Annotated in this window: 20 protein-coding genes; 10 read left to right on the forward strand and 10 right to left on the reverse strand. The window is 64.2% G+C overall.

The genetic code is table 11. From position 1 onward, the window contains the following. The first annotated feature begins 45 nt into the window (after positions 1 to 45). Both JW897_RS19225 and udk read left to right on the forward strand, forming a co-directional pair. Positions 46 to 678 carry a glutathione S-transferase family protein gene (locus JW897_RS19225; RefSeq protein ID WP_048413455.1) on the forward strand — a complete coding sequence of 211 codons (633 nt, stop codon included), beginning with the start codon at positions 46 to 48 and terminating at the stop codon, positions 676 to 678. Between the two features lie 95 nt (positions 679 to 773). After that, positions 774 to 1394 (forward strand): uridine kinase, encoded by a 621-nt coding sequence (gene udk / locus JW897_RS19230; protein WP_048413454.1) that lies wholly within the window; start codon positions 774 to 776, stop codon positions 1392 to 1394. A 349-nt stretch (positions 1395 to 1743) separates the two neighbouring features. Here udk and JW897_RS19235 read toward each other — a convergent pair whose 3' ends face one another. Both JW897_RS19235 and JW897_RS19240 read right to left on the reverse strand, forming a co-directional pair. Beyond that, positions 1744 to 2142: a VOC family protein gene (locus JW897_RS19235; RefSeq protein ID WP_205467304.1), complete on the reverse strand. Its 399-nt coding sequence runs from the start codon at positions 2140 to 2142 to the stop codon at positions 1744 to 1746. A gap of 74 nt (positions 2143 to 2216) precedes the next feature. Then, positions 2217 to 3008 carry an inositol monophosphatase family protein gene (locus JW897_RS19240; RefSeq protein ID WP_043590817.1) on the reverse strand — a complete coding sequence of 264 codons (792 nt, stop codon included), beginning with the start codon at positions 3006 to 3008 and terminating at the stop codon, positions 2217 to 2219. A gap of 202 nt (positions 3009 to 3210) precedes the next feature. Here JW897_RS19240 and JW897_RS19245 point away from each other — a divergent pair, with 202 nt between their 5' ends. Further along, positions 3211 to 3990 carry an RNA methyltransferase gene (locus tag JW897_RS19245; protein WP_043590815.1) on the forward strand — a complete coding sequence of 260 codons (780 nt, stop codon included), beginning with the start codon at positions 3211 to 3213 and terminating at the stop codon, positions 3988 to 3990. Continuing rightward, positions 3980 to 4900 (forward strand): DUF1853 family protein, encoded by a 921-nt coding sequence (locus tag JW897_RS19250; protein ID WP_043590813.1) that lies wholly within the window; start codon positions 3980 to 3982, stop codon positions 4898 to 4900. The genes JW897_RS19245 and JW897_RS19250 overlap by 11 nt, the downstream gene beginning before the upstream one ends. Before the next feature lie 47 nt (positions 4901 to 4947). On the opposite strand, the gene fnr is transcribed toward JW897_RS19250, so the two are convergent. After that, on the reverse strand, positions 4948 to 5694 hold the full coding sequence (fnr, locus tag JW897_RS19255; protein WP_043590811.1) for a fumarate/nitrate reduction transcriptional regulator Fnr: 747 nt from the start codon (positions 5692 to 5694) through the stop codon (positions 4948 to 4950). Between the two features lie 109 nt (positions 5695 to 5803). Here fnr and hemN point away from each other — a divergent pair, with 109 nt between their 5' ends. Beyond that, positions 5804 to 7210, forward strand: coding sequence for an oxygen-independent coproporphyrinogen III oxidase (gene hemN / locus JW897_RS19260; RefSeq protein WP_205467305.1), 1407 nt, complete (start codon positions 5804 to 5806; stop codon positions 7208 to 7210). A gap of 67 nt (positions 7211 to 7277) precedes the next feature. Here the strand turns inward: hemN and JW897_RS19265 are convergent, their stop codons facing one another. Next, positions 7278 to 8693, reverse strand: coding sequence for an alanine/glycine:cation symporter family protein (locus JW897_RS19265; RefSeq protein WP_205467306.1), 1416 nt, complete (start codon positions 8691 to 8693; stop codon positions 7278 to 7280). Between the two features lie 564 nt (positions 8694 to 9257). Between JW897_RS19265 and JW897_RS19270 the strand changes: the two genes are divergently transcribed. Both JW897_RS19270 and JW897_RS19275 read left to right on the forward strand, forming a co-directional pair. Then, positions 9258 to 11270, forward strand: coding sequence for a methyl-accepting chemotaxis protein (locus JW897_RS19270; protein WP_205467307.1), 2013 nt, complete (start codon positions 9258 to 9260; stop codon positions 11268 to 11270). A 6-nt stretch (positions 11271 to 11276) separates the two neighbouring features. Next, complete coding sequence (locus tag JW897_RS19275; RefSeq protein WP_205467308.1) at positions 11277 to 11981, forward strand: substrate-binding periplasmic protein; 705 nt, start codon at positions 11277 to 11279, stop codon at positions 11979 to 11981. On the opposite strand, the gene ugpQ is transcribed toward JW897_RS19275, so the two are convergent. The 4 genes from ugpQ to JW897_RS19295 all read right to left on the reverse strand — a co-directional run bounded on the left by ugpQ (position 11968) and on the right by JW897_RS19295 (position 15790). Continuing rightward, positions 11968 to 12726 carry a glycerophosphodiester phosphodiesterase gene (gene ugpQ, locus JW897_RS19280; RefSeq protein WP_205467309.1) on the reverse strand — a complete coding sequence of 253 codons (759 nt, stop codon included), beginning with the start codon at positions 12724 to 12726 and terminating at the stop codon, positions 11968 to 11970. The two genes, JW897_RS19275 and ugpQ, sit on opposite strands and share 14 nt — an antisense overlap. 144 nt (positions 12727 to 12870) lie before the next feature. Further along, on the reverse strand, positions 12871 to 13884 hold the full coding sequence (locus tag JW897_RS19285) for a cytochrome d ubiquinol oxidase subunit II (protein ID WP_019100876.1): 1014 nt from the start codon (positions 13882 to 13884) through the stop codon (positions 12871 to 12873). Beyond that, the gene (locus tag JW897_RS19290; protein ID WP_048413444.1) at positions 13881 to 15221 is read right to left on the reverse strand and encodes a cytochrome ubiquinol oxidase subunit I; all 1341 of its coding nucleotides are present in this window, start codon (positions 15219 to 15221) and stop codon (positions 13881 to 13883) included. Before JW897_RS19290 ends, JW897_RS19285 begins: the two co-directional genes overlap by 4 nt. Positions 15222 to 15223: 2 nt before the next feature. Further along, positions 15224 to 15790, reverse strand: coding sequence for a GbsR/MarR family transcriptional regulator (locus JW897_RS19295; RefSeq protein ID WP_205467310.1), 567 nt, complete (start codon positions 15788 to 15790; stop codon positions 15224 to 15226). 317 nt (positions 15791 to 16107) lie between these two features. Between JW897_RS19295 and mutS the strand changes: the two genes are divergently transcribed. Continuing rightward, positions 16108 to 18654 (forward strand): DNA mismatch repair protein MutS, encoded by a 2547-nt coding sequence (mutS, locus tag JW897_RS19300; RefSeq protein ID WP_205467311.1) that lies wholly within the window; start codon positions 16108 to 16110, stop codon positions 18652 to 18654. A 66-nt stretch (positions 18655 to 18720) separates the two neighbouring features. Next, positions 18721 to 19146 (forward strand): hypothetical protein, encoded by a 426-nt coding sequence (locus JW897_RS19305; protein ID WP_048413441.1) that lies wholly within the window; start codon positions 18721 to 18723, stop codon positions 19144 to 19146. A gap of 73 nt (positions 19147 to 19219) precedes the next feature. On the opposite strand, the gene aceK is transcribed toward JW897_RS19305, so the two are convergent. Together aceK and JW897_RS19315 are read right to left on the reverse strand one after the other, a co-directional pair. Beyond that, positions 19220 to 21010: a bifunctional isocitrate dehydrogenase kinase/phosphatase gene (gene aceK, locus JW897_RS19310; RefSeq protein WP_048413440.1), complete on the reverse strand. Its 1791-nt coding sequence runs from the start codon at positions 21008 to 21010 to the stop codon at positions 19220 to 19222. A 45-nt stretch (positions 21011 to 21055) separates the two neighbouring features. Further along, positions 21056 to 21700 (reverse strand): pseudouridine synthase, encoded by a 645-nt coding sequence (locus JW897_RS19315; RefSeq protein WP_205467312.1) that lies wholly within the window; start codon positions 21698 to 21700, stop codon positions 21056 to 21058. A gap of 330 nt (positions 21701 to 22030) precedes the next feature. Between JW897_RS19315 and JW897_RS19320 the strand changes: the two genes are divergently transcribed. After that, positions 22031 to 24268, forward strand: a complete 2238-nt coding sequence (locus tag JW897_RS19320) for an NADP-dependent isocitrate dehydrogenase (protein WP_205467313.1) — start codon at positions 22031 to 22033, stop codon at positions 24266 to 24268. Positions 24269 to 24325: the final 57 nt, after the last annotated feature.

Here is a 24325-nt window from a genome sequence, read left to right on the forward strand (position 1 = left end):
GCGACAGCCCGCCGGCAGCCTCCTCTTTCGAAACGGAGCTCCCTGATGTTTACCCTCATCATCGGCAATAAAAACTACTCCTCCTGGTCCCTGCGCCCTTGGCTGGTGCTGAAAATGCTGGACGAGCCGTTTGAAGAGCAGCAGATCGATCTCTACCTGTCCGACACCAAGGCCCGCATCCTGGCCGCCAACCCGGCCGGCAAGGTGCCGGTGCTGATAGACCGCAAGCTGCGGATCTGGGATTCGCTGGCGATCTGCGAATACCTGGCCGAGTGCTTCCCCGCCGCCAAGCTGTGGCCGGACGACGCCGGACTGCGCGCCGTCGCCCGCTCCATCGTCGCCGAGATCCACTCCGGCTTCTCCGCGCTGCGCGAACACCTGGCGATGAATCTGACGCTGCGCCACATCAATTACCAGAGCACGCCGGCGGTGGAGTTCGACATCGCCCGCATCATCTCGCTGTGGGAAGAGCATTTGCCGCGCCACCAGGCGGACGGCGAGTTCATCTTCGGCGGCTTCAGCATCGCCGACGCCTTCTTCGCGCCCATCGCCACCCGCTTCCACACTTACAACGTCAAATTGCCGGAACAGTCGCAGGCTTACGTCGACCGTCTGCTGGCTTTGCCGGCGATGCGGGAGTGGTACGGCGCCGCCCAGGCGGAAGGTCAGCGCGTCTAATAGCGTCCGATGTCGCAATTAGAGTGGAAGGACGCGCCATAACTCATTAGAATGGCGCGTTTTTTTATCATTTTTACGCGTAGAAGGATAGTTTCATGACCACCCCGTTCATCATCGGCGTTGCAGGCGGCAGCGGCAGCGGTAAAACCACGGTGACCAATCAAGTGCTGGAAACCATTGGCTCCGAGATGGCGGCAGTGATCATTCAAGACTATTACTACCGCGATCAGAGCCATCTGACCTTCGAACAACGGCTGGCCACCAACTACGACCACCCGCAAGCCTTCGACTGGCCGCTGCTGATCGAACACATCGACGATCTGCGCAACGGCCGCGCCATCGAAATGCCGGTCTACGACTTCGCCAACCACACCCGCGCCGAGGAAACCATCACCGTGCAGCCGGCGCCGGTCATCGTCATCGAAGGCCTGTTCCCGCTGTACGACGCCGCGCTGCGCGACATGATGTCCTTGAAGATCTTCGTCGACACCGATTCCGACGTGCGCTTCATCCGCCGCCTCAAGCGCGACATCACCGAGCGCGGCCGCACCACCGACAGCGTGATCGAGCAATACCTGACCACGGTACGGCCGATGCACAACCAGTTCATCGAGCCGACCAAGCGCTTCGCCGACGTGATCCTGCCGCACGGCGCCAATGATCCGGCGGTGGACATCATCACCACCAAGGTGGCCAGCCTGATGGTGCACAACTGATTTACCCGGCGGCGTCCGCGCCGCCGTTTTCCGCCCGCTGTCGGCAGCGGGCTTCACGCACAGGAGCATTCCATGCACACGATCAAACCGCGCAATCCGCACGCTTGCGCGCCCATCATGAAAAAGGGCGGGGCCCACGGACGAAGCCGCTCCGGACAGCGCCAGGCCGGACGCCAGGCCATGCTGGCCGAACTGGATCTGGATTGGGATCTGGATTGGAACGAAGCGGACGCCTATCCGCCGCGGCCGCAAGCCGCTGCCGACGACGAGCCGGCGGTTTTTGGCGACGTTAACAACAAAGAGCCGCGCAATGCGCGGCTCTTTGTTGTTAACGGGGCCCTGCCGGCGGCTAGGCGCCGGATTTCAGCTGCAGCAAATCCCAACGGTTGCCGTACAAATCCTCGAACACCACCACGCTGCCGTATTCCTCCTCGCGCGGCTGCTCGCTGAAGCTGACCCCCGCCGCCGCCATGCGGCGGTAATCGCGCCAGAAATCGTCGGTATGCAGGAAGAAGCCGACGCGGCCGCCGGTTTGCGCGCCCACCGCCGCCTGCTGCCGCGCATTGCTCGCCTTGGCCAGCAGCAACGCGCACTCGCTCGCCCCCGGCGGCGCCACGCGCACCCAGCGCTTGCCCTCGCCCTGATGCTCATCCTCCAGCAGGACAAAGCCCAGCTTGTCCACATACCAGGCGATGGCCTCGTCGTAATCCGCCACCACCAGAGCGACCGAACCCAAAAACTGCTTCATATCACGCTCCAAACCAAAACGGCGTCCCAAAGGACGCCGTGATGCGCTTAACCGCTAAAACCCTCTGGCGGCGCTTATTTGCCGAGATGCGGCGCCAGCGTGTGCAACAGCTGCGCCAGCACTTTCGGATTGGCGGCGACGATGTCGCCGGACTCCAGCCAGCCCTGCTCGCCGGACAGATCGGTGACGATGCCGCCCGCTTCCTGCACGATCAGGCTGCCCGCGGCGATGTCCCAGGGCTTGAGGTTCAGCTCCCAGAAGCCTTCCACGCGGCCGCAGGCCACATTGCACAGGTCCAGCGAGGCCGCGCCTTCGCGGCGCACGCCGGCGGTCTTGGCCAGCACGTCCTTGAGCATGCCCAGGTATTGGTCGATATAGCTTTGGTCGGACACCGGGAAGCCGGTGGCAATTACGCACTCATTCATCATGAAGCGTTTGGACACGCGGATGCGGCGATCGTTGAGGAAGGCGCCGACGCCGCGCGAGGCGGTGAACAGATCGTTGCGGTTGGGGTCGAAGACCACGGCTTGCTGCACCTGGCCCTTGTGCGCCAGCGCGATGGAGATCGCGTACTGCGGGTGGCCGTGCAGGAAGTTGGTAGTGCCGTCGATGGGATCGATGATCCACTCGTATTCCGACGAACCGATGCCTTTCGCGCCGGACTCTTCTGCTAGAATCGCGTGCTTGGGATAAGCTTCCAGAATGGAAGCGATGATGGACTCTTCCGCGGCGCGGTCCACTTCGGTCACGAAGTCATTGTGTTTCTTGCGCTCTACGCGCACCGCGTCGAGATTCAGCGACGCGCGCTGGATGACACTGCCGGCGCGGCGAGCGGCTTTCACCGCGACATTGAGCATCGGATGCATTGACGGCCTCTACACTTTCAACCATGACAGACGTCCGCCACATGACGCGACGCCTGCTAGTAACAATCTGGGTTAAGGAACAAGAAAAACCCGGCGCAATCGGGCAAGGCGGCATGCCTGCCCATCCGGCAAGCGCTGGCCTTGCGCGCAAAACGGCGCGCGGGCTTTTCGATAAGCCGGCTATTTTAATGTGAAACTGCTGATGAATAAACCCCAAGTACCTGATTTTCTGAAAAACATTCGCGTGGTGTTGGCTCGCCCCAACCATCCGGGCAATATCGGCTCCGCCGCCAGGGCGATGAAGACCATGGGCCTGAGCCGCTTGTATCTGGTTGAACCCAAAGTGTTTCCCAGCGACGAAGCCAATACGCTGGCCTCCGGCGCGGTGGATCTCCTGGAGCAGGCCACCGTGGTGTCCAGCCTGGCCGAGGCGCTGCAAGACGTCACCATCGCCTGCGCGCTGACCAGCCGCCGCCGCGAACTGACCACCCCCTTGTCCACCCCGCGCCAGACCACGCCGGAACTGGTCGCCCGCGCCCAGGCCGGCGAACAGGTGGCCCTGGTGTTCGGCAACGAGACCTTCGGCCTGTCCATCGAAGAAGTCGAGCAGTGCAACCGCCTGGTCACCATCCCCGGCAACCCGGACTACTTCTCGCTGAACCTGGCGATGGCGGTGCAGGTGATGACCTACGAGCTGTTCAGCCACACCGGTGTGGACGTCGACTACCTGCGCGCCGACAGCGACGCGGCGGCGCTGGGCGAGGTGGAGGGCTTCTGCGGCCACCTGGAACAGACCATGGACAAGATAGGCTACTTCCGCCGCCGCAACAGCGAGCGCATGATGCGCCGGATGCGCACCCTGTTCAACCGCGCCGGCCTGCTGCGCGAGGAGATCGACATTCTGCGCGGCTTCCTCAAACAGGTGCAGCGCGCCGCCGACGGCGAAGTCCGCCGCGACGCGCCCGAGCGGGATGGCGAATAAGCCGCCGTTCCCCCTGCCCTACGCGCACCCGGCGGTGCGCGATCTGGCTTTTCTGCTCTCCGCGCCCTCCCCTTGGCTCAGCGGCGCCGACATCCCGCCGCAACGGTTGCTGGGGGCCGACGGCCCGGCGCTGCTGCAAGCGCTGGACGCCGATCCCGCCGAGCTGCAGCACTGGCTGGCGCGCCAGCCCACCCGCCGCCTGGGTCATTACGCCGAGCGACTGCTGTCGTTCTGGTTCCGCCTGGCGCCGCACATCGAACTGGTCGCCAGCAATCTGCCGGTGCGCGACGCGGACGGCCGCACCGTGGGCGAGTTCGACTTCCTGCTGCGCCTGGACGGCCAGCCGCTGCATCTGGAAGCCGCCAGCAAGTTCTACCTGCAACTGGGCCGCAGCGCCGACACCCTGACCGGCCCCAGCCTGCGCGACGCCTGGGCGCTGAAAGCCCGCAAGCTGCAGACCCAGCTGCGCCTGTCCCGCCACCCGGCGGCGCAAGCGATGCTGCCGGCGGGCTTCGACGGCTGCGCGGTCGGCGCCCGACTCAGCGGCTGGCTGTTCCACGCCCGGGACACCTCGCCGCAAGCGCCGCCCGGCGCCCGGCCGCTGTACGGGCAATACTGGCCGCTGCGCGGCGACTGGCCGGCGCTGAACGCGGACTCGCGCTGGGCCTGGCTGCCCCGGCTCAGCTGGCTGGCGCCGGCGCGGCTTGGCTTCGAACAGACCCACACCGCGGCGGCATTGCGCGCGCAGCTGGAACAGGCCGCGGCGCCGCAATTGCTGGCCGAACTGCAAGCCGGCGCCGACGGCTGCTGGCATGAAGTGGCGCGCGGCTTCGCCGTGCCGCCCGGCTGGCCGCAGGAAGCGCCCCTGTCGCGGCTATTGCAGCAAATCGCCGGCAGCCCGAGCCCATGAAAAAAGGCAGGCCCATGGCCTGCCTTTAGCAATACGGCGCTGCGCGCTCAATGCCCGTTGGCGTGGGCGCAGCCGGAAATCAGCGCCTTCAACTCGTCCACCATCACCAGCTGGATGTGCTTGTGATCGACGGTGATCCAGCCTTGCTGCTGGAACTTGGACAGCGTGCGGCTGACGGTTTCCAGTTTCAGGCCCAGGAAGCTGCCGATTTCCTCGCGGCTCATGCGCAGGATGAAATCGTTGGCGGCGAAGCCGCGAGTGGACAGACGCTGCGACAGATTCAGCAGGAAGGCGGCCAGCCGTTCTTCCGCCTTCATGTTGCCCAATAGCAACATTACATTCTGATCGCGAACGATCTCGCGGCTCATCAACCGGTAAAAATGGTGCTGCAGGGTGGGAATTTCGCGGCCGAGGCTCTCCATGCGGCTGAACGGCAGTTCGCACACCTCGCTGTCCTCCAGCGCGATGGCGTCGCAACCGTGCACATTGGCGGAAATGCCGTCCAGGCCCATCAGTTCGCCGGACATGTGGAAGCCGGTGACCTGCTCGCGGCCGTCCTGGCTGGCGACGCTGGTCTTGAAGAAGCCGGTGCGCACCGCGAACAGCGAGCGGAAGCCCTCGCCGCTGCGGAACAGATACTCGCCGCGCTTCAGACGGCGGCTTTGGCGGATCACCGCGTCGAGCTGGGTCAGCTCCTCGCGGTTGAGCCCCACAGGCAGACAGAGTTCCTTCAGGCTGCAGTTGGAGCAGGAGACCTTCAGGTTATGCAAAGAGATATGGTTCTGATCGGACATGGCATGTTTAGTACAAGCTTGCGACGAAGCTTGACCCTTATCAAAGCGAAATTCGCAGGATTTCCGCAAATTTACCAGTCCACCAGAGGTTTTGCCATCCAAATACGACATGAAGACCACCCACCCATTTTCTCCTGCCCATTTTGAATTCGACCGCGCTCTGATCGAGCGCCTCGACGGGACAGGTCCTAGATATACGTCATACCCGACAGCGGATCGCTTTACGCCGGGTTTTGCCGAAAGAGACTACATCCACTGGCTACGGCAGCGCAGCATCGGCGCCAACCGGAAACCTTTATCATTGTACGCTCATATACCATTTTGCAACACTATCTGCTACTACTGCGGTTGCAACAAAATCATCACCAAGGACAGCGGCAAAGCCGATTTGTACCTGGACTACCTGGAAAAGGAAGTCCGGATGGTCGCCTCCTGTCTAGGCCGCCGCGAGCAAGTGATACAGCTGCATTTCGGCGGCGGCACGCCGACTTTCCTGTCCGACGCGCAACTGGAACGATTGATGACCTTGCTCAAGACTCATTTCGAGTTCTTGAAGGAGGGGGAGTATTCCATAGAAATAGACCCGCGCAAAGTCAGCGCGGAGACAATCTTCAAACTGGCCGCGCTCGGCTTCAACCGCATCAGCGTCGGCATCCAGGATTTCGAACCGGAGGTGCAGCGGGCGGTGAATCGGGTGCAGTCCGAGGAGGAAACGCTGGAGGTGATCCAGGCCGCGCGCGACGCCGGCTTCAAGTCCGTCAGCGTCGATCTGATCTACGGCCTGCCCTTGCAGACTCGCGAATCGGTGCGCCGCACGCTGGACAAGGTGATCGCCATCGGACCGGACCGGCTGGCCTTGTACAACTACGCCCATCTGCCCACCGTGTTCATGCCGCAACGCCGCATCAACGAGGCGGAGCTGCCGTCGCCGGAAACCAAGCTGGACATCCTGCAGGACTCGGTGCAGCGCCTGGCCGACGCCGGCTACGTGTTCATCGGCATGGACCACTTCGCCAAGCCTGACGACGAACTGGCCGCCGCCTTGCGCCAGGGCAGGCTGCAACGCAACTTCCAGGGCTACTCCACCCATGCCGACTGCGACATGATAGGCCTGGGCGTGTCCTCCATCGGCAAGGTCGGCCCCTGTTACAGCCAAAGCGCCAAGGACCTGGACGGCTACTACGCGGCGCTGGACAGCGGCCACCTGCCGGTGCTGCGCGGGCTGACGCTGGACAACGACGACATCCTGCGCCGCAGCATCATCCAGGGCCTGATGTGCCGCTTCTCGCTGTCGGTGGAAGCGCTGGAAGAGATTCACGGCATCAACTTCGCCGAATATTTCGCCGAGGAGCTGCCGCAGATTCGCGAGTTCCAGCAACTGGGCCTGCTGTCCTTCGACGGCGACTTCATCATGGTGGAGCCGAGAGGACGCTTCCTGATCCGCAATATCGCGATGATCTTCGATAAGCACCTGCGCGAGCGCCGCACCCAGGCGCGCTACTCCAAGACCATTTGAGCCCGCCCCGCAGCAAAACAGCCCGCGTCTGGACGCGGGCTGTTTGTTGTCGGTGCCGGACCTCGGCTTACCAGATGTCTTTTTCCACCTTGGCCGCCAGTTCCGGGTAATCCGCCACCTTGAACACCGGCGTGGACTCGCCCCGCTTCAGCTGACGCTCGTAGTCTTTCAGCACGATGAAGAAGTAACGCGACAGCAGCACGATGGCCACCAGATTGATCAAGGCCATCAGGCCCATGGCGAAGTCGGCCATGTCCCACACCAGCGGCAGGCTGGCCACCGCGCCGAACATCACCATCGCCAGCACGATCAGGCGGAAGGCCAGCAAGATTCCCTTGTTGCTGCGGATGAATTCGACGTTGCCCTCGGCGTAAGCGTAATTGCCGATGATGGTGGAAAAGGCGAACAAGAACATCGCCACCGCCAGGAAGGACGCGCCGATCGGGCCGAACTGCGATTCGATCGCCTTCTGCGTCAGCGCCACGCCGCTCAAGCCTTGGTCGTACACGCCGGACAACAGAATGATGGCGGCGGTGGCGGTGCAGATCACCATGGTGTCGATGAAGACGCCGAACATCTGGATCGCGCCCTGGCTCGCCGGGTGGCGCGAAGTCGCCGTCGCCGCCGCGTTGGGGGCGGAACCCATGCCGGCCTCGTTGGAGAACAGGCCGCGCTTGATGCCCAGCATCATCGCCTGGCTCACCGCGTAGCCGGCGAAGCCGCCCGCCGCCTGCTCCAGGCCGAAGGCGCTCTTGACGATCAGCACGATCAGACCCGGCAGCTCGGCCGCATGCGCCGCCAACACGTAGAAGGTCATCAGCAGATAGATGGCAGCCATCACCGGCACCAGCCACTCGGCCACCCGCGCCACCGAGCGCACGCCGCCGAAAATGATGGGCGCGGTCATCGCCACCAGGGCGATGCCCACCATATAGCGGTTCCAGCCCCAGGCGCCCTCGGTGGCCGCCACGATGGAGTTGGCCTGCACCGCGTTGAACACCAGGCCGAAGGCCAGGATCAGGCACAGTGCGAAGATCACGCCCAGCCAGCGTTGCCCCAGGCCCTTCTGGATGTAATAGGCCGGACCGCCGCGGAAGGTGTCGTCATGGTGATTGGTCTTGAACAGCTGCGCCAGCGTCGATTCGGCGAAGGCGCTGGCCATGCCCAGCATCGCGGTCAGCCACATCCAGAACACCGCGCCGGGACCGCCGGCGGCGATGGCGATGGCCACGCCGGCGATATTGCCGGTGCCCACCCGGCTGGCCAGGCCGGTGGCGAAGGCCTGGAACGGCGAGATGTCGTCCTTGCTGCGATGGCCGCCGCGGCCGCCCATCATTTCGCGCCAGCCGCGCGCGAACAGCCGCAGTTGCAGCAGGCCGGAACGCAGCGAGAAATACAAGCCGACGGCCAACAACAGGCCGATCAGCACCTTGCCCCAAATCACATCATTGGCGGCATTGATAAACGAATGAAGCAAGTCCATGGATCCTCTATAAAGCTCTGAGCGTGGCAATCTGGAAATGGGCGACGCGCGCCGGAAGGATTTCAGACTGGGAGGTTGACTTCGCCGCGGTCTTGGCGCCGGGCTTCTAGCTTGCGGCCTTGGCGAAACAGCACCCCGCGGCCGTCTGGCCGCCTGATTCAGGACACTGCTTCGTCAGACTGTTTCGATGCAAAACCCGGCGAATTTAGCAAAATAGAGTGATTGCTGGCAATGCCGAAAGGTTTTGGGCCAAGCCGCGCCCGCCGGCTTTTCGCCGCCCCGGCCAACGCCTTTGTCATTGATTCAAGCCGTAGCTTCGCCTATTTATCCAAGCACAAAACAATCAAAAGTCATTTTTGATGACCCAAGCATTATTGCCGGTTGCCCAGCTTAGCCAGACAAGGCAAAGCTCATACTCTCGCCCGCGAGGAACTGATACGCGACCCCGATGACAAGTCATCGCATTTCATGCGGCAATCGCAGCCCGTGAAAATTGCCTATTCTGGAACTGGCGACGCGGACGTCCACATTGCGGGCGTCGCCGCCACAGTCAGGAGCGAGATCATGACAACACCCGTGGTAAGGCTGATGCAGCGCTTGAGCTACCCCAGCCGCTTTGCGCTGATCGGCACGGTCTTTGCCGTCGCCTTACTGTATATGGTGTACGGTCTGTATCGAACCAATCAGGACAATATCGATTTTTCGCAAAAAGAAAGAGTCGGGGTGTCCTATATCCAGCCGCTGCACCATTTGCTGGGCGCGCTGGAGCAGGCGCAGGACCTGGCCGTGCGCGCGGCTCAGGGCGAGGCCGCCGCCAAGGCGGCGCTGCCCGCCGCCCAGGCGCAGCTGGAACAAGGCTGGAACCGGCTGCAAAGCGCGCACGAACAATACGGCGCCGTCCTGCAGACCGACGAAGCCTGGAAAACCGCCAGCGCCGCGCGAGGCACGCTGTCGCGGATCGGCGCGGCCCCGCCGCCGCAAGTGATCGCCAGCTTCGACAGCACGGCGGACAAGCTCAACGCCCTGCTCGGTGCCGCCAGCGACAACTCCAACCTGACGCTGGACCCGGACATCGACAGCTATTACCTGATGGACGCCGCCACCGCCAAACTGCCCTCGCTCAGCAACTACATCGGCGAGGCGCTGGCCTGGGCCGCCAAATCGGAAGCCGGCCAGGCGCTGACGCCGGCGGAGCGCGACCGCCTGGTGGAATTGCGCCCGCTGATCAACGGCGCGCTGGACGGTTTGAACAGCGATCTGGCCAAAGCGCTGGCCTACAACCCGGCCTTGAAAAACGAGCTGAACGCCGAAACCCAGGCGCTGGCCGCCTTTCATCAAAGCCAGGCCGCGTCCATCGACAAGGCCATCGCCGGGCAAACCGGCGCCGCCGTGGCCCTGGGTGGGATGGCGGCGAAAAACGCCGAAATCGGCGCCCGCTTCAGCGATGTGACGCTGAAAAACCTGGAGGCGCTGTTGCAGGCCCGCATCGAACGGATGCAGGCCCAGCGCAATTTCTACATCGGCATCGGTCTGGCCGCGATGCTGTTGGCCAGCTTCCTGTTCCACCAGCTCTATCTGTCCATCACGCTGCAATTGGGCGGCGAGCCCTTCTACGTGCAAAGCGTGGTCGAGCAACTGGCCGCCGGCCAGCTGGGCACCCGTATCCAGCTGCGCGAACAGGACAACAGCAGCCTGCTGGCCTCCATCGGCCAGATGCGCGACCAATTGCGCGACACCGTGACCCAGTTGCTGGACACCTCGCGCGAAGTCAACGCGGCCGCGGACCAGATGGCGCAAAGCGCCCAGAACGTGTCCCACAGCAGCACCCGGCAAACTCAGGCGGCGGCCAGCATGGCGGCGGCGATCGAAGAGCTGAGCACCAGCCTGATGGTCAGCGCCGAGCAATCTGAACAAGCCAATCAACTGTCGCGCGCCGCGGTCAGCCAGTCCAGCGAGGGCAACGCCATCATCCACGACGCCAGCGCCAGCATGGACAGCATCGTGCGCGACGTGTCCTCGGCCTCGGAAACCATAGGCGCGCTGGGCCAGCAATCGGAGTCCATCGCCAGCATCGTCGACGTGATCCGCGATGTCGCCGATCAAACCAATCTGCTGGCGCTGAACGCCGCCATCGAGGCCGCGCGCGCCGGCGAACAGGGCCGAGGTTTCGCCGTGGTGGCCGACGAAGTGCGCAAGCTGGCGGAGCGCACCGCGCAATCCACCACCGAGATCAGCACCATCGTCTCCGACATCCAACGCACCTCGCAGCAGGCCATCGCCAATATGCAGACCGGCATGAGCGCCATCATGCAAGGCCAGGAAAACACCCGCAACGCCGGCGCCAGCATCGCCTCCATCCGCCAATGCGTGGACCAGGTGCTGGACAGCATCCATCAAATCACCCAGGGGCTGAAGGAGCAGAGCAGCGCCAGCCAGTCGCTGGCGCAGAACGTGGAGAGCGTGGCGCGGATGTCGGAAACCAACGCCAGCGCCGTAGAAGCCAGCGCCCAGACCGCCGGCGAACTGCAGTCGGTGTCGCAGCGGCTGGGCCAGCTCGCCGGCCGCTTCAGCGTCTAGACCGTCATGCCGCGCCTGCCGGCAAAGCTGATCGCGGCGCTGGTCTCGGCGCCCGCCGCGGCAAGCGGGCTGACGATTCTGGTCAGCCCTCAGCCGCCCATCATCGAAGTCTCCGCCGATCAACAACACGTCTCCGGCGCGGCCATCGACCTGATGCGTGCGCTGTCCCAGCGCGCCGGCCTGCCGTTCAAGTTCGCGCCCTACCCCTCCGCCCGCGCCGTGCTGCTGGTCCAGCAGACTCCGGACACCTGCTTGACCGCAGCCCGCTTTCCGGAACGCGAGGCGCTGTTCCGCTGGAGCGAGCCGGTCATCCGCCTGCGGCTGGTGCTGTTGGCGCGCCAAGACGAAGCCCGCGACTTCGGCGGCGTGGAACAGGCCCGGCAATTCCACATCGGCGCCGTGCGCGGCACCGCCGTGGCCAGCCGGCTGAAGCAGCAAGGCTGGACGCTGGACGAAAGCGCGGACGCGGAGACCAATCTGCGCAAGCTGCAACTGGGCCGCATCGACTTGCTGGCCACACTGGACGTGGGCATACAGAGCCTGGCCGACAAAATGAAAATGGCGACGCCGCGCGTCGCCCTGGTGGTGAATGAGACCGACATCTATTTCGCCTGCCACCCGCAGTTGAGCGACGACGCGATGCGGCGGCTGAACCGCGCCATCCTGGCGATGAAGGCGGACGGCAGCCTAAAGGCCTTCAATCTGAAATAGGCCGCAGCAGGTCCAGGCGGTCGGTGCAAACGCTGTCCACGCCCCAGGCCAGCAGCCGCTCGGCGTCGGCCGGCCGGTTCACCGTGTAGCACAGCAATTGAAAGCCCGCCCGCTTGACGCTGGCTGCCAAGGCCGCGTCCAGGCTCTGGTAGTCGCAATGCAGCGCGGCGCAGTCCAAGTCGCGCAAGCTCGCCAGCCAGTCCGCCGGCACCCGCTCCACCAGCCAGGCGCGCGGCAGCTGCGGCGCGGCCTCGCGCGCGGCGCGCAGCGCCTCGGCGGAAAAGGAGGACAGCAAGGGCTGCAACGCGGCGCCGGCCCACAGCCGCGCGGCTTCCGCCGCCACCGCCGCGCCGGTTTCCGCCTCTCGTCCCGGGCAGGGCTTGATCTCGATGTTCAAGGCGATGCCGTGCGCGAGACAGCAGGCGGCGACATTGTCCAGCGTCGGCATCGGCTCGCCGGCAAAAGCCGCGCCTTTCCAGCCGCCGGCGTCCAGCCGCGCCAATTGCGCCATGCTCATCGCCGCCGCCGCACCGCGGCCGTTGCTGGTGCGCTCCACGGTGTCGTCGTGCAATAGAAAACAGACATTGTCCGCCGACAGCTTCACATCGCATTCGGCGCCGCGATAGCCGTAGCGCAGGCCTTCGCGAAAGCCGGCCAAGGTATTTTCCGGCGCCAGGGCGCCGCCGCCGCGATGGGCGATGAAGCGGGGATAAGGCCAGGCCGGAGCGGAACCGGAGTCGGACATAGGGCTTCCTTGAACTTGCCGCATGGACAAAAGGCGCTATTGTCGCCGCGGCGGATTGCAGGCGGATGACGCGCTCCCAGTATGGCAAAAGCCGCCTCTGCACAGCAAAGGCGGCTTCATTCAAACGCAAGGCCCGATACAGGCTTATTGGTAAGTCAGCGCATTGGCCTTGCCGTGGAACACCCGGTAGACAAAGGCGGTGTACAGCAGAATCACCGGCAACACCACCGCCGCGCCCCAGAAGATCACCCACAGGGCCGCTGTGTCGCTGGCCGCCTGCCAAATGTTCAGCCGGCCGATCACCACCTCCGGGAACACGCTATAAGTCAGGCCCCAGAACGACAGCAGCACGATGCCGACGGTGCAGGCGAACGGCGCCCAGCACCAATTATCGTTGCCGGCGGCCTGGCGCACCGCCAGCCGCGGCAGGATCACCCACAAGGTGGCGAACAGCACGATGCAGCCCAGCGGCAGCGGCAGCAGCAACAAGAACTCCGGCAAGGCGAACCACTTGGCGGCGATATGGCTGCTGGCCAGCGGCGTGGCCGCCGACACCAGCAGCACCGACAGGCCGGCGCCGGCCAGGCTGCGCCGCGCCCAGGCCACCGCCTTGGCTTGCAAGGCGCCGCTGGTCTTCATGATCAGCCAGCCGGCGCCCAGCAGCGTGTAGGCCGCCGCCAGACCGATGCCGGCCAGCAGGGCGAAGCCCCAGGCCAGCCAGCCTTCGGCGAAGCCGGTCAGATAGCGGCCCAGCATCACGCCCTGAGTCAGCGCCGCCAGCAAGGAGCCACAGGCGAAGGCGACATTCCACCACGGTTTGTGCGGCTCGCGCGCCTTGACGCGGAAGTCGAAGGCCACGCCGCGCACGATCAGGCCGGCCAGCATCAGCGCCACCGGCAGGTAAAGCTCGCCCAGGATGATGCCGTGCGCCAGCGGGAAACCCACCAGCAACAGGCCCACGCCCAGCACCAGCCAGGTTTCGTTGGCGTCCCAGAACGGGCCGATGGACGCGATCATCATGTCCTTCTCGTCGTCCTCGGCGAAGGGCAGCAGCAAGCCCACGCCCAGATCGTAGCCGTCCAGCACCACGTAAATCAGCATGGCCAGGGCCATCAGGCCGGCGAACACCACCGGCAACCAGTACACAGCGCCACTCATGCCAGTTTCTCCTCAAGATGCGCGGCCTCGCCGCCGGACTGGCCGGCCGCCTTGCCGGCCATGTAGAACAAGACCGACACATAGGCAGTCAGCAACACCAGGTACAGGCCCAGGTACATCGCCAGCGTGGACGCCACCATGCCCCCGGTCGCCGGGCCCGCCGCCTGCGCCGTGGTCAGCACGCCCTCCACCAGCCACGGCTGGCGGCCGATCTCGGTCACGTACCAGCCGGCCAGCGTCGCCACCCAACCGGCGAAGGTCATGCCCACCAGCGCCCGCAACATCAGCGGCGCCAGCTGGCCGCGGCGACGCAGTTGCCAACAGGCCAGCCAGGACACCAGCAGCATCAGCGCGCCGACGCCGGCCATCACGCGGAAGCTCCAGAACACCTTGCCCACCGGCGGATGCTGGGCGAACTCGTTGAGGCCGCGAATCTCGCCGTTCGGATCATGGGTGATGATCAGGCTGGCCAGTTTGGGAATGCCCACCGCCATATCGTTCTGGCGGGTTTCCGCGTTGGGCAGCGCGAACAACAGCAGCGGCGCGCCCTTCTCGGTATGCCAGACGCCCTCGATCGCCGCCAGCTTGGCCGGCTGATGCTTGAAGGTGTTCAAGCCGTGCATGTCGCCCACCAGGATCTGCAGCGGAATCAGCAGCGCCGCGGTGATCACGCCGGTTTTCAAGGCCATCTTGGCGCCGTCGCTGCGGTCGCCCTTCAGCCGGCGGTAAGCCGACAGGCCGGCCACCAGAAAGGCCGTGGTCAGGCCGGAGGCGATCAGCATATGGGTCAGCCGGTACGGCAGCGAAGGGTTGAAAATCACCTCCAGCCAGCTGGTCACCACCGCCTTGCCGTCCACCATCTTGAAGCCGGCCGGGGTCTGCATCCAGGAATTAAGGGCCAGGATCCAGAACGCCGACACCGTGTTGCCGAAGGCGACCAGGAAGGTGGCCCAGGTATGCACCCGCTCCGACACCCTGGAACGGCCGAACAGCATCACGCCGAGGAAGGTGGCCTCCAGGAAGAAGGCGGTCAGGATCTCATAGGCCAGCAAGGGGCCGGCGATATTGCCCACCGTCTGCATATAACCGGGCCAGTTGGTGCCGAACTGGAAGCTCATGGTCACGCCGCTGACCACGCCCAGGGCGAAGGACAGCGCGAAAATCTTCACCCAGAAGCCATAGGCGTCCATCCAGCCCTGCTGGCCGGTCTTGAGATAGCGCAGCTTGAAGAACAGCAGCACCCAGCCCATCGCGATATTGATGGTGGGAAACAAGATGTGAAAGGAAATATTGGCGCCGAACTGAATGCGCGCCAATACCAGCGGGTCAAAGTCCATAGCTACTCCCTGTCGCCGTCGCGACTGGTCAGTTTCGAAAGCGAGTGGGTGAACTGCAGGATCTTCTGCACCTGCGAGCCCAATTTCATCAAGCGCTGCAAGGTCTCCACATCCATGTGCTGGATGTCGGAGAACCAGGTGGTCACCAGTTCGATCAACTGGTGCATCTCTTTCATCCGCTGCTGCGCGTGGCGTTCGGCGTCGCTGGCCGGGGTCTCCATGATGGCGCCGCGCAACATGGTCAGCGTCGGCTCCACCTCGCGCTTTTTGCGCTCTTCGGCCAGCGTTTTAAAGATGGCCCAGACATCGTCGGGCGTGGAGAAATATTCGCGGCGGTCGCCGGGAAAGTGCTGCAGCCTGACCAGGCGCCAGGACTCAAGCTCCTTCAGGCCCATGCTGACGTTGGAGCGCGAAAAGCTCAGGCTCTCGGCGATTTCATCCGCGTTCAGCGGCTTCTCCGAGACATAGAGCAGCGCGTAGATCTGCCCAACGGTGCGATTGATGCCCCAGCGGCTGCCCATTTCACCGAAATGCAGCACGAAGGACTGGACGAGTGGCGATAAATTCATGACGTTCTCAATTTTCAGGAATTTCTGAAACTTTGATATAAATCATAAATTCGCAATGAAACCAAGTCAATCACAACCATCGTTGAGCGGCCCGCTTGACAAAGCAGCCAGCCATGCGAATCGCATTTTCACAAGCTGAGCCGGCGCGGCTGACGCCGCTGGCGGGCTGCGCTAAAATAGCGCCGACTCTCCAAAGCCCCGCCGCGCGCGGGGCCGAAACATTAATCAGGGATGCCCTGGCGCCCGCGCGGCCTTGATGCGCGGGCGGCGGCCACGGCATCCTGTTGTCCATTAGAAAACATAAGAGCCCATAGCCGATGAGCACGCCACAGCACACCCCGATGATGCAGCAATACCTAGCCATCAAACGCGAACACGCCGACAAGCTGGTGTTCTATCGCATGGGGGACTTCTACGAACTGTTCTATGAGGACGCGGAGAAGGCTGCGCGCTTGCTCGACATCACCCTGACCACCCGCGGCGCCAGCGGCGGCAACCCGATCAAGATGGCCGGCGTGCCCTATCACGCCGCCGAAGGCTATCTGGCGCGACTGGTCAAGATGGGCGAATCCGTCGCCATCGCCGAGCAGATCGGCGACCCGGCCTTGTCCAAAGGCCCGGTGGAACGCAAGGTGGTGCGCATCGTCACCCCCGGCACCCTGACCGACGCCGCGTTGCTGGACGACAAGCGCGACAATCTGGTGATGGCGGTCAATATGGTCAAGGGCGTGCTGGGCCTGGCCTGGCTGTCGCTCGCCAGCGGCGAATTCAAAGTGCTGCAGACCCGGGTCGATGACCTGCACAGCGAACTGGAACGCTTGAAGCCGGCCGAACTGGTGATTCCGGACGACACCGGCCTCAATGTGTTCGAAACCGTGGCCACGCCCAAGAAAAAGCTGCCGCCGTGGCAGTTCGACATCGAGTCGGCGCAGATGACGCTGACCCGGCACTTCGGCACCCGCGACCTGGCCGGCTTCGGCGCCGACACCCTGCCGGTGGCGGTGGGCGCCGCCGGCGCGCTGCTGGAATACGTCAAGACCACCCAGAGCGTGAACCCGGCCCACATCGCCAACCTGGCGGTGGAGGACGCCGGCGAGCTGATCCGCATGGACGGCGCCACCCGCCGCAACCTGGAACTGACCGAAACCATACGCGGCGAGCCGTCGCCGACGCTGGCCTCGCTGCTGGACGGCTGCGCCACCAGCATGGGCAGCCGCCTGCTGCGCCATTGGCTGCACCACCCCATCCGCAGCCACGGCAAGCTGGCGCGCCGGCTGGAGGCGGTGCGCGCCCTGCTGCCGGCCTACGACGACGCCCACGCCCAGCTGCGCGAAGTGGCGGACATCGAACGCATCACCGCCCGCATCGCGCTGCGCAGCGCCCGCCCGCGCGACCTGGCCGCGCTGCGCGATTCGCTGAAGGCGCTGACCGGGGTCAAGCGGCTGGCCGCCGGCCTGGACGCGGAGCTGCTGGGCGAACTGGCGCGTCTGCTGCCGGACGATTCCCCGGTGGAAACCATGCTCAGCCAGGCCATCCTGCCCGAGCCCTCCACCTTCCTGCGCGACGGCGGCGTGATCAACCACGGCCTCAACGCCACGCTGGACGAGCTGCGCGCGATCCAGACCGACTGCGGCGCCTTCCTGCTGGCGCTGGAAGCCCGCGAGAAGGAGCGCACCGGCATCCCCACGCTGAAAGTGGAGTTCAACCGCGTGCACGGCTTCTACATCGAAGTCACCAAGGCCCAGGGCGACAAGGTGCCGGACGACTACCGCCGCCGCCAGACGCTGAAGAACGCCGAGCGCTACATCACGCCGGAACTGAAGGAATTCGAAGACAAGGCGCTGTCGGCGCAGGACCGCGCGCTGGCGCTGGAGAAGCAGCTGTACGAAGACCTGCTGGACCAACTGGCCCCGCACATTCCCGACCTGAAGCTGATCGCCCAGGCGGTGGCCGGGCTGGACGTGCTGTCCGCCTTCGCCGAGCGCGCCGGCGTCAACAACTACGTGGAGCCGGAATTCGTCGCGGAACCACGACTGGAAATCATCGAAGGCCGCCACCCGGTGGTGGAGGCGGAAGTGGAACGCTTCATCGCCAATGACACCAAGCTGTCCGACACCCGCAAACTGCTGCTGATCACCGGCCCGAACATGGGCGGTAAATCCACCTATATGCGTCAGAACGCCTTGATCACGCTGATGGCTCACGTAGGCAGCTTCGTGCCGGCCCAGCGCGCGGTGATCGGTCCGATAGACCGCATTTTCACCCGCATCGGCGCCTCCGACGACCTGGCCGGCGGCCGCTCCACCTTCATGGTGGAAATGACCGAGACCGCCAACATCCTCAACAACGCCAGCGAACACTCGCTGGTGCTGATGGACGAAGTGGGCCGCGGCACCTCCACCTTCGACGGCCTGGCGCTGGCCTGGGCCATCGCCAAGGCGCTGATAGAGAAAAGCCGCGCCTACACGCTGTTCGCCACCCATTATTTCGAGCTGACCAGCCTGGAAAGCGAGTACCCCAGCGTCGCCAACGTGCATCTGTCCGCGGTGGAGCACAAGGACCGCATCGTGTTCCTGCACCATGTGGAGGAAGGCCCGGCCAGCCAGAGCTACGGCTTGGCGGTGGCCCAGCTGGCCGGCGTGCCCGGCAAAGTGATCCGCGAGGCGCGCCGCTATCTGACCGAGCTGGAGAACCACTCAGCCAGCCGCGTGCAGCCAGACCTATTTATCAGTTTACCCGCGATGGCAACCGTGGAACCGGAGCCGAATCCGGCGGTCGAACGCCTTCTGGAGGTCGATCTAGACGATCTCTCGCCACGGGAAGCCCAGGCTCTGCTCTATGAATTAAAGAAACTGGCCAAATGACCAGGCCAGACCCGGGGACGTTTCCTATATTACTAGAAGGTAACATCCGAGACAGGAGCAACAACAATGTCGCTTGAAAACACTGCCACCGCCCCGGGCCTGGTCACGCTGTTCAGTCAGGTCACGGACGATGGAAGCATTGCCCTTTCCTCCATCCGCGAGCGGGCCAACCTCGAATTGTCCAGCTTCGCCGAACTGGCGAGCCAACAATTGCAACAACTGGACATCAGCATGCCGCCTGCGATCAGCCTGATCAGCACGCCGGCCTGCCAGCTGGACTTGGAAAACAACCACCCGCATGCCGAGGAAATCCGGGCCTGGTTGCAGGGCAATGACAACATCACCCGAAAATTCAAGGAAGTGGAAGTGCTGTACGAGATCGTGCGCGCCGCGGAAAGCATAGGCGAGACCTTCCCGGAAAGCTCGACCTTCCACATCGGCTTAACCAGCGCCGGGCCCATCGCCTACTTCGAGGACAGCCACCGCGCCTAAACACCGGCCCGGCCAACCGGGCCGCGTTCGACACCCAGGACGGGGAAGCCAAGGCTTCCCCGTTTTTCTTGCCTTACTCCCCCCGCGGCAAGACCGCCAGCTCCCGCCGGTAAAAGCGCGGATAGCCGTTGATGAAGCGCATCTCCTCCGGATAGGGATAGAAATCCTCGAGATGGCCGGCTCGGATGCGACGCTGGCGCAGCTGCCAGAACTCGGGGCTCAGCAAATCGCGGTGATGGCGCAGGAACACCTGCCTGATCTCGGCGTCGCCCAGCAGAAAAGTGCCGAACTCCTCGGGAAACACATCGTTGCGCGCCACCGGATACCAGACCTCGCCCGACATCTCCATTTCCGGATTCGGCGCTTCCGGTATCCGGCGGAACTGGCAGTCGCTCAGATACTCGATTTCGTCGTAGTCGTAGAAAATCACCCGGCCGTAGCGCGTCACGCCGAAGTTCTTGAACAGCATGTCGCCGGGGAAGATGTTCGCCGCCGCCAGCTCCTTGATCGCCAGCCCGTAATCGCGGACCACCCGCGCCTTCTCCGCCGGATCGCAGCTCGTCAAGTAAAGGTTGAGCGGCTTCAAGCGCCGCTCGATGTACAGGTGCTTGATCACCACCTGCTGCTCGCCCTCCTCCATCATCGACGGCGCCTGCGCGCGCAGCTCCCGCAGCAACTCCTCGGTGAAGCGCGCCTTGGGAAAGGCCACATTGGAGAACTCCAACGTATCCGCCAGCCGCCCCACCCGGTCGTGGCGCTTCACCAGCTGATACTTGGCCTTCACCGTGGCCCGGTCCACCTCCTTGGGCCCGCCGAACACGTCCTTGATCAGCTTGAACACATAGGGATAGGACGGCAGCGTGAACACCAGCATCACCAGGCCGCGGATGCCGGGCGCGATGACGAAGCTGTCGTTGGAATGCTTGAGATGCTGGATGAAGTCGCGGTAAAAGGTGTTCTTGCCCTGCTTCTGCAGCCCCAGCATGGTGTAGAGCTCGGCCTTGGTCTTGCCCGGCAGCATGCCGCGCAGGAACTGCACATAGCCGGACGGCACTTCCATGTCCACCAGGAAGTAAGCGCGGCTGAAGGAGAACAGCACGCCGATGCGCCAGGGCTCCAGCAGCAAGGTGTCCAGATAGAGCCCGCCCAGCTCGTCGTGCAGCACCGGCACGGCGAAGGGATAATGCGCGCCCCCGTTGATCACCCTGCCGAACACATAAGCGGTCTTGTTGCGGTAAAACGGCGACGACAACACCTGGATCTGGCAATTGGCCTCCGGCTGCGGCCAGCGCCCTTCCAGAAAGGCTTCCGCCTGGCGCAGCAGCAGGACCACGTCCCGGCGCAGCCGGGTGAACGGCCGCCGCCAGCCGAAGTCCTCGACGATGCGCAGCAGCGCCTGCCGCAGACCGTCGCGCGCCGGGTAGTAGCTGCGGTAGGACGGCGGGTCGGACTCGATGTACTCGGTGGAGATCGCCGGGCGGATGAAGATGAAGTCGTTGTTGAAGTAGTCGCGGTGCAGGATGCGGGTGAACACCGAGTTGAAGAAGGTCTCCGCGCACTCCGGCTGCTTGTGGTTGGCCAGCAGGCCGATGAAGTAAAGCTTGGCCTGCTGCCAGATTTCGTCGTCCAGCAGATCGGCGTGGAACTCGCCGTGCAGCCGCGCCACCGTCTCCGCCACCCGCTCGTCGTAGAACTGGATGCGATCGCGCACCGCCTTTTGCACTCCCTGCCAGTCACCGGACTCGAACAAGTCCTTGGCGCCGCGATTGCACTCGCGGAACAGGCGGTAATGCTTGTCGAAGCCGTCCACCAGCGCCTGCGCGATATCGCGCGCCACCGGGTTGTAGTACTCGGGAATCTGCATGCGCTCGCCCTCTGGAGTCGCCAACGGCCGCGCCCGGACGCCGGCTCAGGGTTTGCGCGGGCCTCCGCGCCGGAAACCGCCGGCGCCGCGCGGCTGCGCGCCGGGCTTGGCGATGCGCTGAGCATGCGGCACCCGCGGCAAATCCGCAAGGTCCACCTCCAGCTCGCGCATCTCCCCCGGCTGCAGGCCGTCCAGCGTCCACGGCCCTATCGCCGCCCGCACCAGGCGCAGCGTCGGCAGGCCCACCTTGGCGGTCATCCGCCGCACCTGGCGGTTCTTGCCTTCGCTGATGACGATCTCCAGCCAGCCGTCCGGCACCGTCTTGCGGAAACGCACCGGCGGCGTGCGCTCCCACAGCGCCGGCGCGTCGATGCGCCTCGCCTGCGCCGGCTGGGTGGTGAAATCGCCCAGATCGACGCCGCGGCGCAGTTGCTCCAGCTGCTCCTCGCGGATCTGGCCCTCCACCTGCACCCAATAGGTCTTGGGCAACTTCCAGCGCGGATTGGCGATGCGGTGCTGCAATTCGCCGTCTCCGGTCAAGAGCAGCAGGCCTTCGCTGTCGGTGTCCAGCCGGCCCGCCGGGTACACGCCCGGCAAGGGCACGCAGGACTTGAGCGTCGGATGCTTGGGATGCTCGGAAAACTGGCAGATGACGCCATAGGGCTTGTTGAGCAGGATGAGTCGGGACATGGCGTGAAAACGGCGAGGTAAAGAATGAAGCGAATGATACAAGAGCCGGCCGCCGCGCGCCGCAAGTTTGCCGACGAAGACGCTCCGAACGCGGCCTATAATTCGCATTCGAACCGCCGCCGCGCAGTTATCAAGCATAAAAGTTCAAATGCGCAGCGAGCCAAGCGCGCGCGGAGAGGTATAATTCGCTTTTGAAAATTGCCCGAGAGTCTCCGGATCGCGTTCAGGCCGCGTCGCCTGAGCCGCCATCCGCCTTTCCAAGGTCTTTCCATGCGCCGGCAGCGCCCTGCGCAACCGTTCTGTCGTCACAAGATAAAAGGAGATAGAGTAATGCCTTCGGAACAGCCCAAAATCATATACACCCTGACCGATGAAGCGCCGGCGCTGGCCACCAGCGCCTTCCTGCCGGTCGTGCAAGCCTTCGCCGGCTCCGCCGGCATTGAAATCGCCACCGCCGACATTTCGCTGGCGGCGCGCGTACTGGCCGAATTCCCCGACTATCTGGCCGACGAACAGAAAGTGCCGAACACCCTGGCCGAGCTGGGCAAGCTGACCCAGCACCCCGACACCAACATCATCAAGCTGCCCAATATCAGCGCCTCCGTGGCCCAGCTGATCGCCTGCGTCAAGGAATTGCAGGCCAAGGGCTATTCGCTGCCGGACTATCCGGAAAACCCGGCCTCCGACGCCGACAAGGCGATCAAGGACCGCTACGCCAAGTGTCTGGGCTCGGCGGTGAACCCGGTGCTGCGCGAAGGCAACTCCGACCGCCGCGCGCCGCTGGCTGTGAAGAACTACGCCAAGAAGCACCCGCACTCGATGGGCGAATGGAAGCAATGGTCGCAGACCCACGTCTCCCACATGCACCACGGCGACTTCTACCACGGCGAAAAGTCGATGACGCTGGACAAGGCGCGCGACGTAAAAATGGAGCTGACCACCAAGAGCGGCCAGACCATCGTGCTCAAGCCCAAGGTCGCGCTGCAGGCCGGCGAGATCATCGACTCCATGTTCATGAGCAAGAAGGCGCTGTGCGAGTTCTACGAACGTGAAATGGAAGACTGCCGCGAATCCGGCATTCTGTTCTCCCTGCACGTCAAAGCCACCATGATGAAGGTGTCCCACCCCATCGTGTTCGGCCACTGCGTCAAGATCTACTACAAGGAAGCCTTCGAGAAGCACGGCAAGCTGTTCGAGGAACTGGGCGTCAACGTCAACAACGGCATGGCCACCCTGTACGAGAAGATCGAAACCCTGCCGGCCTCCAAGCGCGAAGAAATCATCCGCGACCTGCACGCCTGCCAGGAGCACCGTCCGCGCCTGGCGATGGTGGATTCGGCCAAGGGCATCACCAACTTCCACTCGCCCAACGACGTGATCGTCGACGCCTCGATGCCGGCGATGATCCGCGCCGGCGGCAAGATGTGGGGCGCCGACGGCAAGCCTTACGACGCCAAGGCGGTGATGCCGGAATCCACCTTCGCCCGCATTTACCAGGAGATGATCAACTTCTGCAAATGGCACGGCAACTTCGATCCCAAGACCATGGGCACCGTGCCCAACGTCGGCCTGATGGCGCAGAAGGCGGAAGAGTACGGCTCCCACGACAAGACTTATGAAATCCAGGAAGACGGCGTCGCCAACATCGTCGACCTCGCCAGCGGCGAAGTGCTGCTGTCGCAGAACGTCGAGCAAGGCGACATCTGGCGCATGTGTCAGGTGAAGGACGCGCCTATCCGCGACTGGGTCAAGCTGGCCGTCACCCGCGCCCGCAACTCCGGCATGCCGGCGGTGTTCTGGCTGGACCCGTACCGCCCGCACGAAAACGAGCTGATCAAGAAGGTGCACGCCTACCTGAAGGATTACGACACCAGCGGCCTGGAAATCCACATCATGTCCCAGGTGCGCGCGATGCGTTACACCCTGGAACGCGTGGCCCGCGGCCTGGACACCATCTCGGTGACCGGCAACATCCTGCGCGACTATCTGACCGACCTGTTCCCCATCATGGAGCTGGGCACCTCGGCCAAGATGCTGTCCATCGTGCCGCTGATGGCCGGCGGCGGCATGTACGAGACCGGCGCCGGCGGCTCCGCGCCCAAGCACGTGCAACAGCTGCTGGAAGAAAACCATCTGCGTTGGGACAGCCTGGGCGAGTTCCTGGCGCTGGCGGTGTCCTTGGAAGAGCTGGGCATCAAGACCGGCAACGCCAAGGCCAAGATTCTGGCCAAGACGCTGGACCTGGCCACCGGCAAGCTGCTGGACGAGGACAAGTCCCCGTCGCGCCGCACCGGTGAACTGGACAACCGCGGCAGCCAGTTCTACCTGTCCATGTACTGGGCTCAGGCGCTGGCCGCCCAGTCCGACGACAAGGAGCTGCAGGCCCGCTTCGCGCCTATCGCCCAGAACCTGGCCGGCAACGAGCAGAAGATTCTGGCCGAGCTGAAAGCGGTGCAGGGCAAGGCGGCCGACATCGGCGGCTACTACCATCCGGACGCCGCCAAGTGCGGCGCGGTGATGCGCCCGAGCGCCAGCTTCAACGCCGCGCTGGCGGCAGTGCTCGGCTAAGTCTCTCCCCCGGCGGGAACTTCCCGCCCGACAAAACGCCAAGACAGATGTCTTGGC

Source organism: Chromobacterium alkanivorans, from assembly GCF_016937655.1.
In the GTDB taxonomy this organism is placed as follows: Bacteria; Pseudomonadota; Gammaproteobacteria; order Burkholderiales; family Chromobacteriaceae; genus Chromobacterium; species Chromobacterium alkanivorans.